Source organism: Paenibacillus sp. HWE-109, from assembly GCF_022163125.1.
Lineage (GTDB): Bacteria > Bacillota > Bacilli > Paenibacillales > NBRC-103111 > Paenibacillus_E.
This window is the reverse complement of record NZ_CP091881.1, coordinates 5,779,859-5,793,810: the sequence shown is the minus strand read 5'-3', so window position 1 is coordinate 5,793,810 and position 13,952 is coordinate 5,779,859. Positions and strand designations below refer to the sequence as shown.

General features: G+C 46.2%; 6 protein-coding genes. 1 reads left to right on the top strand and 5 read right to left on the bottom strand.

From position 1 onward, the window contains the following. Position 1: 1 nt before the first annotated feature. Positions 2-4,978, top strand: a complete 4,977-nt coding sequence (locus LOZ80_RS24610; protein WP_238167154.1) for an RHS repeat domain-containing protein — start codon at positions 2-4, stop codon at positions 4,976-4,978. 431 nt (positions 4,979-5,409) lie between these two features. On the opposite strand, the gene LOZ80_RS24605 is transcribed toward LOZ80_RS24610, so the two are convergent. The 5 genes from LOZ80_RS24605 to LOZ80_RS24585 form a co-directional block, all read right to left on the bottom strand. Then, entirely contained in the window at positions 5,410-7,371 is a 1,962-nt protein-coding gene (locus tag LOZ80_RS24605) for a glycoside hydrolase family 15 protein (RefSeq protein ID WP_238167153.1), read from the bottom strand. A gap of 219 nt (positions 7,372-7,590) precedes the next feature. After that, positions 7,591-10,578 carry a 1,4-alpha-glucan branching protein domain-containing protein gene (locus LOZ80_RS24600; RefSeq protein WP_238167152.1) on the bottom strand — a complete coding sequence of 996 codons (2,988 nt, stop codon included), beginning with the start codon at positions 10,576-10,578 and terminating at the stop codon, positions 7,591-7,593. Beyond that, positions 10,575-11,135, bottom strand: coding sequence for a DUF4912 domain-containing protein (locus LOZ80_RS24595; RefSeq protein WP_283214700.1), 561 nt, complete (start codon positions 11,133-11,135; stop codon positions 10,575-10,577). The genes LOZ80_RS24600 and LOZ80_RS24595 overlap by 4 nt, the downstream gene beginning before the upstream one ends. Positions 11,136-11,254: 119 nt before the next feature. After that, positions 11,255-11,467 carry a KTSC domain-containing protein gene (locus tag LOZ80_RS24590; protein WP_238173107.1) on the bottom strand — a complete coding sequence of 71 codons (213 nt, stop codon included), beginning with the start codon at positions 11,465-11,467 and terminating at the stop codon, positions 11,255-11,257. 73 nt (positions 11,468-11,540) lie between these two features. Beyond that, the gene (locus LOZ80_RS24585; protein WP_238167150.1) at positions 11,541-13,949 is read right to left on the bottom strand and encodes a sugar phosphate nucleotidyltransferase; all 2,409 of its coding nucleotides are present in this window, start codon (positions 13,947-13,949) and stop codon (positions 11,541-11,543) included. Between the last annotated feature and the right edge of the window lie 3 nt (positions 13,950-13,952).

The window sequence follows — 13,952 nt, the reverse complement described above, 5'->3', positions numbered from 1 at the left end:
CATGAAAAAGAGTCTTATTTTCATTAGTGGATTCTTTGCATTGCTCATCGTTACGGTGCTTTCTTCCCAACATGTTTATGCGGATGTATTTGGTACTGATGCAGTCATGAATGGTCTTATTACCCAGCAGCAAATTAACCAAACTCAAAAGCCGCAATACTCAGATCATAATGGTTCTAGTGAAGCGATTGATCCTGCTACTGGTTCGCTCACGTGGAAGCAGAATCATATTCATCTTTCAGGTATAGAAGGGCTTGATCTAGATATTGGGATATTGTATCAAAGTAACTATAGCTTTGGATATACGAGAAAATACAATGTTTCTGGCAATATTCAAAAAAATAATTATCTGAATAGTCGATACGATTTGGGAATAGGATGGTCGTTTCGGTTTCCTTCTTTACAATTGCAGGATGGTTATATGTATTATCATAACGGAGAAGGTTCCATTTATCGTGTGGATTTCAGTGCAACAGGTACTGCAGAAAGCTATACGCATTTACTAGGTTATCAAGGTAAAGACTTGCGTTTTGTACAAGATACCGCGAACACTTTTTCTAATGGACAGGCTAATTCTGCTTATTATTTAGAGTATGCGAGCATGAAACGTGAATATTTTGCATCAGACGGTCGCTTGCTGGGGATAGTAGACCGATTTGGAAATAAAATTACATTCTCTCACCTAGATCGCCTAATGTACGACGGTCAAACATATAAAGTGATCGATTCAATTACCGATACAGTCGGTAGAATGGTGAGTTTTACCTATGACACTAACCTACAGACAACAACGGATCCTAACTTTAATGGGGAGAAAACCGTTATTTCGGTTAAAGACCCTGGTGGTAGTGTCGTTCAATCAGTTACGTACACGAAATGGCGTTCTAAAAGTACATTTAATGGGAATCCAGATGGCTATCAGCCCTTTTTATCAAGCATTCAAAATCAAACTGGAGATTACCTTTCTTTTGATTATGCTGTGGATCCCACGACGAATATGTATTTTAGTGGTAAATTTAGTTACTACTACAAAAACTTGGCCAGTGGCTTTGGACATAATAACCATTTTCTGTTAGATACTATTTCCTTCCCTAATTCCAAGACCAAGTACCAGTATGAAAAAGTCACTCGAAACTTAGGAACAAGCGGCGTTGGGGAAGAGTTTCGCATCATAAGTCGCAAAGATGTGATGAAAACGGATAATAATCAAATAAATTACACTTACTTTGGCGACTATACTGGTTATCCCACGTATTACGATCAAAATAATCTCCCGAGCACCTATACGTTTTCTTCAACATCAACATTGCAAAGTACGACGAGTACGAATGGACTACAAACCATTTCAACTTTTAACGGACTCAAGCAGCCCAAATCGACGGAGACAAAAACTTCTAATGGGGAGCGTAAAATATCTACCAACCTTGCCTTTCATTCGACTTTTACATATTTACCAACAAGTATCCAAATGGCAGACTACGCGGTAGGCGACACTGAGATAACAGCAAATAAACTCTTTGTGAATAAAGCTTATAATGTATGGGGCGGTCTGCAAAGCGAGACGCAACCACTAACTCAGACACAATTAAACGATGCAGCCACACAAAGTAAATATACAACTACGTACGCGTATGAACTGACTTATAACCAATTACAATCTAAATCGTGGTATCAAAATGTGAGCGATACGAGTGCTTCATCAGAAAGTTACTTCTATGATACGAACGGGAGGCTAAAAACTTACACAAATCCTAAGAGTGAAATGACCAACACATGTTACGATATCATGGATGCTAACGGTACTAGTACATCGAGTTGTACAGGTGCTGCTACTCCATTACTTGGTAAAGTACAAAAAGTTAGCTCAACGAAAACATTGGATAACGGAAAGACAGCGAAAACAGTCACCATTTTCGGATCAGATACGGGCTATGCGTACCCTAGTGAAACGGAGAGCATCTTTAATACAACCAATGATAGTGGTCAAAGTGTTACTCAAGCTGTAAAGAAAAAGATGACTTATTACATCGGGACAGGATTATTGAAAGATGTGACCGATGAGAATACTAACAAAACAGCGTATACCTATGATGCGTTAGGCCGTACCACGGAGGTGAAGTACCCTACCTTTAAGAATTTGAATGGTGGACAATACGATGTTTCAGATGTGTATATTTATATCAACTCCACAAGTTCACAACTCTATGATTCTACAAATGTTGGTAATTATGGCTTACATGTACGCTCTTATCGGAAGTATACCCAAAAATCAAATAATTCTATTACCTACTTAAATGAACAATACGAGTTTCATGATAGTTTAGGTAACTTGCGAATTAAACAGTTTATTGATCCGAATACAGGTACGTGGAAGTTTAATCAATACCACTACGATGATCTTTCAAGAGTAAATTATTCCATCGACCCTATGGGGAATACGTCTACAGCGAATTACGATGCATGGGGCAGACAAAATGAAGTGGCGGATGTATATGGCAATCTGTACGAGACCGAATATAATCTCAAAGCACGTCGATCCACTCATTACTTTGTCGCGGCAGCAGATGTTAGTGCATATCGAACTAATTCGGCGCAAAACAATCTGAAATCCAGCTACGTTGAACGAGATGCAGATCAATGGGGACGTCTGCTGACAATTCGTGCTTATAAGGATTGGCCGAATCAGACTCAGCCGGTAACGGAATCTTATATGTACGATATTTTAGGGAATGTAGCTACGTATATCGATCCGAAGAAAAACTTTAATGCAGATGGTGTAACGAGAAAGTTCACCTACGATAAGCTGAATCGTCTGGTCACACTGAAGGATGCCTTGGGACAATTAACTAATTACCAGTACGATACAGGAGGAAACTTGCAACAGGTTTCCATGCAGAGTAGTTCTTCCGATACGCCAGCAGTACTTAACACGAAGCAATATAACGAAATTGGAGGACTCATACAGAAGACCGATCCATCCAATTTAAGTGAAACCTACACGTACAATAATATGGGCTTGCTAAACAAACATACGGATCGCAATGGCACGATCTTTACCAATCAGTATGATGAACAGAATCGTCTTACCGTTAGCACGGTATCCGCTAGTGGCACAACACTTTCAAGTATGTCGATTATCGGCAGTAACGGCATCATGTATGATAAGGCAGAAACGTATTTGAATGGAATCAGTACGGGAAGCATGACAACAGGCATGGACAACATGAAACGATTGACTTCCATAAGCATGTCCGGTACTAATTACAGTTCGAATTTGTCACTTGCCTATGATAGTAACAGTCGTGTTACTAGACAAACAAATAACCTTTCAAGTTACAATGTGAACTTTCACTATGACAAACAGCGGATGGATAAGGTTCAAGTGGATGGTCAATCCACTGCTAATACAGCTGATACTGTTAATGCATCGTATGAATATTACGCAAATGGAAAAGTAAAGAGTATTACTTACCCAACATTGTCAGACGGTTCGGTATTAAAGACAGCCAATATGTATGATGCGTTGAATCGGCTACATGCAGTAACCAATACTAAAGGCAGCACGACTCTATCTACCTATTCATATGAGTACGATGATAATAATAACATCACGTCTAAAACAGAGACTGTGAATCAGGTTACAAATACTACGAATTACACGTATGACGCTTTAAATCGATTACGTACGATTAACAGACAAGATGGAAGCACAGCGAGTTATATGTACGATTTGAAAGGTAACCGTTCGACCCTGCAAGACAACGCTATGAATCTCTCTTTATCTGATACAGGCTACTCGTATGATTTACTTAATCGATTGACTAGTGTTACAAGTGGCACCAATACAATATCGTTTGCTTACGCGCCTAATAACTTGCGTTACAAGAAAACTTCTGGTACGCAAACAGTACAGTATCAGTACAACGCAGGCGGACAAGTCATCTCAGAAAGTGACGGAAACAATACAGTTAAAGCTAACTACATCCGAGGCGACCGCTTATTGGCGAAAAAAGAGACAAGCACGAGTAAGATGTATTATTATTTATACAATGGTCATGGGGATGTTACCCAGATCGTGGATACGAGCGGGAACGTAGTGAATCAGTACCAGTATGACGAGTGGGGTAATGTTACAAGTCAAACGGAAGGTATAACAAACTCGTTCAAATATGCCGGGGAACAGTATGATTCTGAGACAGGGCTGTACTATTTAAGAGCACGATTCTATGACCCATCTGTGGGTAGATTCATAAATGAGGATACGTATGAAGGGCAGATAAATAATCCGCTGTCGTTGAACCTTTATACTTATGTGGAGAATAATCCTCTGATCTACTCTGATCCGACAGGACACGTTAAAAGATCAGATAATGCAGATTTAATTAAGTTAACCAAAGATCAATCAGACAAATGGATGACTGCTAATAACACAGAATGTGTGAGTCTGAGTTGTAAATGGAACAGGGTGCAAGATATGATGAATGCTGAAAAAAAAGCTGATCAAATAAGAAGTGAATACTATTACTCTAAGAATCAAAAATTGGCAGATGATATTAAATATAAATATGTTCCTGTTGCGAACCATGATTTGGTCTCAGATAATGGACAGAAAACAACAGTTAGTGTTTTATCCACTGGTCAGGTATTTTACGATGAAAACCCTAAATATTCCTATTGGGAACAAAGTAACACAACTAGCTCATTTGAGTATTGGGAGGCAAAGACTACAAAGGCTGTAATTGGTTACGGAATTGGTTTGCTGGTCGCTAAACAATTTGGCGGGAAGAGCCTTGAGCATCCTACTGGTTTTACTGCTGGTATATTAAGCGAGGCTTGGATGCCTGAAAATCCAGATGTTGGTGAAAGAAGAACCATAATTTATCGTACCGACATTGAAACCCAGAATACACAGCAACTTATTGTAGTCACCAAAGGTTATAATGTAATTGATTATAGATATTGGAGTGATTACAAGTGATAAACTCAAAGGTAGTATTTTATTTTTCAGTGCTATTAGTCATTGGAGCATTTTTTATAATCGAGAGCAACTGGCTCGGTAAATTTATTTTCTTAATCTATCTTTTTACTGTCTATTTATTTTCGAAATTACGTAATAAGAAAATTGCTGTGTCATTATCAATACTATTATTGATAATGGTTGCCATTCTAAAGATAATTCAAGTAATATAAAGCTAATAAACATTAATTAGACCGCCCTGCGACTATCGCTCAGCGGTCTTTTTTTCCATCCCTGTATGGCCTAACAACTCCAATGGGATTTTTTTGCCACTCCGGTGCTACCATTTAGGTCTTGGTAAAAAGGTGCATGTCAGAAAGTAATTTAATTGTGCAGTTGCGTAAAAAAAACCTCTCGGAATGAACAAATGTTCAATTCCAAGAGGTTCATACTTACTTCGACAATTGTTTGTACTTATTCAAATACTTCACAACGGTAAGCACGTAAGTCGCGTGAGACCAAGTGAGTGGAGCAACGGAAACCGGATCCCCTGTGAAAGGATCGAGCTGCTCCGAGAGCACGCCGCTTTCCATCGCATGCTTGACGACCCATTCAAGCGTTTGGCGCGGGGCTTCGAGTTCAGCCAACGTTTTGGCGTATTCGATTTCCCATTCGGCGATCCAGAGGGTACAGATGATCCATGGATTGCCCGGTACATTCTCAATATCCGTTGAGCGTTGGAAGTAATAATCATGATGATAGCGGGCAGAGCCTCCAACTTCGGTTTTGATCGTGAGACCGGCTTTATTCGCTCGCATCGTGCCCACAACCCGCTCGTCGTCCGCAGGCAGAACGCCGAATTCGAAGATGCCGTAGACCGAGCTCTCGAGCGTCATATCTTTGACCCATTCGCCATCCTCCATATACAAGCCGCGAACGAAACGTCCTTCATTTTCGTCCCACAGATGCTTGAGGATACCGGATTTGATTTTCTCCGCGGTATGCTTGTAGCGATTGCTTCGCTCTTCGTCACCAAACAGATTGCTGAAGTTGGAAGCCGCGATCAATCCGCCATAAACGGCAGAAGCCGTGAACGTATAGATACCATAGCGCTCTTCCCACAGATCGTAACTCGGCTTCGGCAAGTTCAGCTCTTGATCAATGTACGTGGACATGAATCGAGCAGCTCGGCGAATGAGGTTGCGATACAGGGATTGGGCAAATTCAAGGCTTCCATTTTTCTGGAAATCCTGCCATAGTGCAAACAAGACTAGCGCGGTTTCATCTTCTTGAATCGGAAGCTGCACACGTCCCGAATGAATATAAGGATGCCAGCTGGAACCTACGGTACCATCCGGATTGTATTTATGATGCAGATATCCTTCAGGAGAAAGCACGTTCGCGCAGAAGTTAAAGAAGGGAATAATCATGCCTTGGTAGCCAGCCATCGACATGGAGTAGGCGATTAAAGCGCCGTCCCGCGGCCACATATAGCTGTAATGGTCACGGTTGCTCTGCATAATGTCAGAATCATTCGCCGCGATGATTGCACCGTTCACATCGGTTTGAGTACGGACAAGCAGCAGACTTTGTTTGAAGAGGCGCTGAACATCCGTATTCAGATCAAAATAATCGCGCTCAATTTTATTAGCCCACCGCTGCCAGTAGACCGTTACACGATCAAGCAGTTTGCCAGGATGGCTATCTTTGACATAAGCATCTAGCTTCTTCACTTCTTCCAAGTTCTTGCCTGCACCCATCCAGTAGTAGAGCGTCTGGTTGCCGTTAGGTGGTACGAACAAGCGGAACGAGATCGTGCTGTCGACAGAGCCTTGGGCGATGGCATTCCCCATGAGGTGGCCGTCTTCTGCATCACGCCACGTGCCTTCGGCGTTATAGAACCTTTTGACACCGGTAGAGTATTGATAAATGCCTTCTGTGCCCGTGCTGCCGTTAAACATAAAATAGCGGTCTTTTTTATAATGGAATACTGTATTGGTTAAGGGATAGTAAGCGGCTGTATCTCCAACTTCGGTCTCATTGATGAGCAAATCCTGATTGAAGAACATCCGTACTTCGCGGACGGTGCTTTTGTGATTGGTGATTTGAATCCGTTTCAAGTAAATGTCCTCGCGCTGGTGTACGCCATCATTCATAAGCAAGGTAACACCGAGACCAGGATGCGTGGCCGTCACTTCGGTGACGAGTGAATCTTCTACATAACCGAGCTTGAATTGCCATTCGGGGGCATTCAACCAAGCGAATTCACCATCTACCCAAATACCTACGCGGCATTGGTAACCACCAATATGGTTAAGCTGGCCTACGAAAGGATAATACAGATCTCGCATGTAGGAATGCTGATCGAGGTTAATAAGGAATTTACCGTTTCCGATGACCAGATGTCTAGGCATTAAAATCACTTCCCCCACTCGTTTGTTTGATCGCGAATTCAGAACCCGTCCTTGAGGTATCCACATCGGGATATCGCGTTTCTCGCAATGCTATTGCAGGACTTAGCAGCACAGGGCTTGCCAATAGGTTACCTAATTATTACCAAGGAATCAATGATTCTTTGAAAAAATTCTGAAAATTTCGACTGGGCACGCTTACAATTGGCATAGTTCTCCATATTATTTGATTATTTCCTTCTGATGCAGGATTATACCTGATTCATGATTTTGCTGGAAAATCAATTTACTGTAAGCTTCAATTGTCAAAGTGCCGATAGGTGCCCAGCTAAAAATAGCGCTGACTTTGGATAAGGCTTCCTTCGTTAGTTGGGCTGAAAATAAAGGTTTCTGGAAAAGCTTATCGATTAGCCTGGCAAGCGCATGTATGTCATCTGGAGGAACATGTAAACCGTTGACTTCATGGTCGACAATTTCGGCAAGACCTCCTGTATCTGAAACGATCAGCGGTGTTCCGCTTGCCATGGCTTCCAGGGCGACGAGACCGAATGGTTCGTACAGACTCGGGAACACACAGAGCTCGGCCTGATGCAGCAGCAGGTTCTTATCTGATTCATCCAGGAAACCAACAAAACAGACGCGATCTCCCAGCGGAGCGGCAAGTTGTTGAAGTCTTTCAAGTTCTGGTCCAGCACCTGCGACCACTAATTTGGCTTGGGGAAAATGTTTGAGCACGAGACGCATCGCGGCAATTAGGATGTGTACGCCTTTTTCGTACACAAGTCTGCCCAGGAATGCGATGATTTTATTAGGTGATTGACCATCAAACAAGGCGGATGCGAGCTGCGAGTTCGCTGTCTTGGGCGAGTCAACCGGAATAAGAAAGGGCATAACCCCATTCGGAATAACGCTTATCTTATGCTTAGGGACCTCAAAAAGTTTCTCTATTTCCTGCTGCATAAATAAACTGCATACAATTAAGTGGTCTGCCACAGCAGCCAGCTTATATTCCAGAACATGAATGCGTTGTTGAACCGGTGTATCCAGGTTTCCGTGATTACGGCCATATTCTGTGGCGTGGATGGTTGCTAGAAGCGGGATTTGCAAACTTTGCTTGCTCTCATTTGCCGCATAATAAACGAGCCAATCATGCGCATGCAGAATATCAAATCGCAGTCCTTGCTCGGATAAGCGAGCGATCGTTTGGGTGAAAGCCAGGTTTATTTGAAAAACCCAGTCGAGAAAAGGGGTGGCTTCACCGGATTGCAGGATACTTGCGCGATGGATATGTACGCCTTCGGATCTTTCATAAGGCAGACAACTGCCGGATAGGCAAGTAACAACATGTATCTCATGACCCGATGCGGCCAACTGCTTGGATAAATCGCAAACTGCTCTAGCCAAGCCACCGATGACATTAGGCGGATACTCCCACGCCAGCATAAGGATGCGCAAAGGAGGGTTGGCCGCTTTGTTGGCGGAAGAATTAAGTTTCGTTTGGGATAATGAAGCGCTACAAAGGCTGCCAAGCGTACTATTCTTAGAATAAATGGAGGCAGTGGGTTGGAATAGGCGATAGTGAAGCTCAGGTAAAAAGGGTAATTTTTTTTCTAAAGGAATGACGAGCTCAGCAAGCTCTCTATCTGCAACTGCTGCATCCAAAGCGTGCAGCAAGTGATGTAGATTGGCGCAATGGCTTTCAATCCGATTGATCGCGTAATCGGTTACGGTCTGGGCGTCCAGAATGAACGTCCAGTCGCTGCTTTGTGCGAGCATCAGTTCTCGCGCTGCTTGGTTGAGCACCCGCTGCTGCATCTTCGACAGCAGCTGCGGGTCCGCGTGCTTCTGCGCAGCAAGCACGAGCCGATCCTCCGCTGCGTGCAGCTGCGGATGGACCCACTGGCTGCGCGGCTGCAGCCAGACCTCGGCATAGCCGCCGCGGCCCCAGCTGGACACGGGAAGCTCCGCTTCCGTGGTCGGCGCATGGGCGGCGGCGTAGGCGCCTAACGTAGTCGTGTCCACGACTACGCCCAAGGCGTTAGCTGCGGCGAAGCCGCGCAGCACAGCTTCCAACCACTGGTGGCCTTCGTACCACCAGTGTCCGAACAGCTCGGCATCGTATGGACATACGATGACTGGGGGCTGCGCAGGCTCCGCTTCGCGGCCTGCTTCAGCCAGCGCCTCTTGCGCGCGAGCGAGGCGCTCAAGCTGCGCCACCCGGCTGGCGACGAAATGCTCAGCATGCTGCTGAGCTTTCTGAGCGGCGCGCGCCGGGTGGTAGGGCTCTTTGGCGTCACCAGCGCCGGTGACGCGATAGTACTTGAAGCCCGTATGAATGCGTGCGCCGTCCGGCAGCACATAGGGCTTCAAGTATTCCCACTCGGCCCCGCCGCCCTGGCCGAGATCATAGCCGATATCGCGATAATATTCGCGATAGTCGGCGTCGCTCGGGTAGCCGACTTCGGCGCTCCACACGTGAGCGCCGGCTTCGAGGTCCCGAGCGAAGGCGCAGGCGCCGCTTGACGTGCGCAGCGGCAATCCGCGATCCGCCGTCTCATGCGCATGCGCGTCAACGACGAAATAGCGCAGACCCAGCGCCTGCAAATGCGGCTCCAGCGCAGGCGTGTACCCACACTCCGGCAGCCAGATGCCCGCCGGAGCAGATCCGAGATGCCGCCGGAATTCCTGCACGGCGGCTTCCAACTGCGCGCGCAGCACCACATCGTTCTTGACCAAGGGCAAGAACGCATGTGTCGCTGCGCAGGTGATTAATTCCAAGCAGCCTGCGCTTCTGAGGCTGCGGAACTTCCCGATGAGATCGCCTCGCAGGCGATCGTATATAGCAAGCAGCCGATGATAATGATCGGCGTATAGTCGGGCTGTGAGGCTGAAGTCCTGATGTCCCCACAGACGAATTACTTCGCGCTGAGACAGTTCGCACAAGGCAACCAAATGCTGGCGAAGCCTCATTTGCAAGTGCGAATCCGCCAACATGGCGAGGAGCGGAGGAGACAGCGAGAGGGTGAGTTGGAATGAAACACGCTCCTCCTGAAGCCGGTCCATCATTTCAATCAGCGGCAGATAGCTGTCCACCACCGCTTCGAAAAACCAACGTTCTTCCAACGTGATCTCGTCCTTGTCATGACGTACATAAGGAATATGGGCATGCAGAAGCAAAGCAACATAGCCGTGTACATGTGAGTTGCTCAATCCATATCGCCTCCGGATTCTGTATCTGCAGGGTATGCGTTTTTAGGCGCATAGACCGAATAGGCAGAGAAATATTCAAAAGGTATGGGGTTCATTCGTTCTAAGGAAAGGGCCGTAGGCCGGTATAGGAGGATTTGTTCATTGGTTGTAGATGGATTAGGATCGGTACCGTCGATAGGACGGTGCGAAATGTGAAGCGTATTGGAACGCAGCAGCAGGATAAACTGACCTGACTCATTCTGAATACCGAGGTCGCTGACATATTGGCGACCGGGCAGGCAACCGCCGATAAAGCAAGAATCTCCTGAAGGCAGAGGAAGCTCCGACATCGTTTCTGTCAGCTGTCCATCGATGGCTGGATGATCAGATCTTTCGCGCAGGAGAAGTGTGGGCTGAAGATCCCGCCACTCCGCTTGGAAGTGTTCTTGTACCAGTCTGCTTGTTCTTGCGGAAAGCTGCCAATACACAAACAGAACAGTCGGGGACTGTACAAGCATATGCAGTGTGTCCTGATCGGAACGATGCGTGGAGAGGGCTTGGATAGAAATCGGACTCACCTTTTCTAGGGAAATAGTGGGAAGATGCCGTGCTAAGCTTTGAGCAATATTGTAGCATATGCAGGATAGAAACGAAAAATCTCCTCCTTATGGAAAAGGGGGAGATCACAAGTTAACCTTCACTTGGCAGGGCTTTGACCTTCCATGTACCGGGTTTCCGTTAGTCTCATTAAGGAGTCATATCGATTTGCCGATGTAAATATGAGTTGATATTCATCCTGCTTTACATTGGTATACGAGGCTTTAAAACCGGTATGATATTGCACTGTCATGCTCGAGGATTGATCGTCATACTGTACGAAAGCAATCTGTCTGGAAACGCTTGAAATCATATTCACGCCGCTCTCCCCTTCATCTTGAGACTTGGGCCAACACGAATTGGATCTATCTGTACTATAGGTATGCTTATTGGAGAACGTTTAGAATGTGCCCGCGGTAGGTTTGGACAAGCTGCCGGGCCAGCTCCGGTGCCGTAGACTGAGCAACGAGTTGGAAAACAGGATCATCGCTATCGGGTAGCAGCAGAATCCAACTGTCATCGTGATAGAACTTAATCCCGTCGACCAGATCTACAGGGGTATCCTTCGTTCGCTCCATCATTCTCCGCATCACTTCGCCTTTCGAGTCCCAAGGGCAATCAATGCGCTCCCGGTGAAGATGCAGGCTAGGAAATAAATTCAGCAGCGTCGAAAGCGGGAGGCCTGTTCGATCCAAATGGAGGACAACCAGTCCGATGGCAAATAGAGCATCAAACAACGGGTGCATCCTTGATTCATGTGTCACTTCCTGAACTGCACGTTGATCTTCCTTGGTTCGAATGATCTTGGCCCCTAGTCCCTCGGCGATGCTTTCGAGCAGTGTCGGGGCACTGACCGGGGCGCCAATGGTGCCGCCTGGACGGCTGTGCAGATAACACAGGTACAGAAAGACCGTCTGCAAGTCGCTATCCACCTGTGTTCCTGTTTCCGTCCACAGCTGAAAGCTGCGGCCATCGTCATGCATACGCAGCCCAAGATTCGCGCCGGATAGAGGAATGAATTGGTGAAGCGGCTCCAGTGTACTGGCGGAAGTAATATGGATAGCATCGCTGCCTAACTGTTTGAAAAAGGGAACGATAAAGGGCTGAAGCCAGGAACTTGCTTCAATCACAATGCGCATAGAAGGGAGAGTCGAATGCGTTCTCTCTTCGCTAATTTCTTGGGACAAGGCATTGATGTAGGTCTGGAACCAATGAGTTTCGTCTCTGTAGCTGCCTATGGCTTGTATGGAAGCCCGGGCATAGTCTTCCTGCCAGAAGCTGTTTTCCACCTTCCGTTCGATGGACTTAGGGATCGGAAGTCCTTCCGCATCCATACAAGTTAGACAGATGGCCTCCATGTCATTCCCCGACCAAGCAAGATGAATCCCCCCCGCAGCGCCCAAATGGCGAATAGCGAAGCACGCGGCAGGCGCAAAACCATCGCCTAAGTCCACAACATGGGTGCCGACCGATTGTAAACCAGACGTCAATGTACGCTTTAGTAAGCGAGTGAAAGGATGAGGAGCGCAGCTAACGGCAAGCGTCTTGCCGTAGGCTAAGGTTGCTCCGTAGGCTGTAGCGAATCTGGCAACCATTTCCGGTGTTAAATCCAGATTGGGAATGCCACTTACCCCATTCGTTTTGAATAACGTCTTCGCCGCGTGGTCTCCCCAAATATAAGAAGAATGAATACGGGTTTTTTCGCGAATTTGCTTATAGGGCCAAATCTTCACATTGGGCTCAATCCGACTGTTTGCGCCTATGACCACATGATTGCCAATCACAGAACCGTCCCCGAAGTAAGAGGCTTCTTTGGAAATGATTCGACTGGTCAGTGTGGAGCCGGCTAATTCGTTGTAAGGTGCGAGATGATTATGGTCCCATAAAATGCTGCGAGTTACTTTGCTGCCTCGGGAGAGTCGATTGTTTTGACCAATAATGCAGTATTCGCCAAGTTCGGTTCCGGCTTCGATAATCGTCCCTGAGCCGATATAAGCAGGTCCAGTTACCTGAGAAGCTGAATGGATATCAACGTCATCAGCAAGATAAACGCGAGGACGTATTTGATTCCCCTGGATAGTCAGCTGCACCTTGCCATCCAACATATCAAACTGCGTTTGACGGTATTGCTGCAAATTGCCGATGTCCATCCAGTAGCCAGGGCTGATATACCCATAAAGGCTGTTCTGCTCTTGCAGCAAATCAGGAAAAAGCTGCTGGCTGAAATCGAACTCCTGTCCCTGTGGAACACGTTCAAGCATTTCTGGCTCCAGAATATAAATCCCGGTATTGACCGTATCGCTGAACACTTCTCCCCAGCTCGGTTTTTCCAAAAATCGGGTAATCTGCCCTTGCGCATTGGTCATGACGACTCCATATTCCAAGGGATGGCTGACGCGAGTCAAGACGAGTGTAGCTTTGGCTTGTTTTTCTTTGTGAAAAGCGAGGGCATGCTCCAGATCGAAATCCGTCAGCGCATCCCCGCTAATGACCAAGAAAGTTTCGTCTAGAAAGGCCTGCGCCTGTTTGACGCTGCCGGCTGTACCTAGTGGACTCGTTTCTTCAAAATAATGAAGATTCACATCGTAAGCCTGCCCGTCGCCAAAATAATCGCGAATGACATCTGGCTTGTACTGCATAGTCACGGCGATATCTTGAATGCCATGTTTGCGAAGCAGTTCAATAATATAAGCCATACAGGGCCTTCCAAGAAGAGGCACCATAGGCTTGGGGAGATGACAAGTCAGGGGACGAAGCCGCGTTCCTTTGCCTCCAGCCATAATAACAGCCTTCATGGG

Coding starts and splice junctions, on each gene's coding strand:
- LOZ80_RS24585 (WP_238167150.1), bottom strand. CDS start 13,949: ATGAAGGCTGTTATTATGGCTGGAGGCAAAGGAACGCGGCTTCGTCCC.
- LOZ80_RS24590 (WP_238173107.1), bottom strand. CDS start 11,467: ATGATTTCAAGCGTTTCCAGACAGATTGCTTTCGTACAGTATGACGAT.
- LOZ80_RS24605 (WP_238167153.1), bottom strand. CDS start 7,371: ATGCCTAGACATCTGGTCATCGGAAACGGTAAATTCCTTATTAACCTC.
- LOZ80_RS24610 (WP_238167154.1), top strand. CDS start 2: ATGAAAAAGAGTCTTATTTTCATTAGTGGATTCTTTGCATTGCTCATC.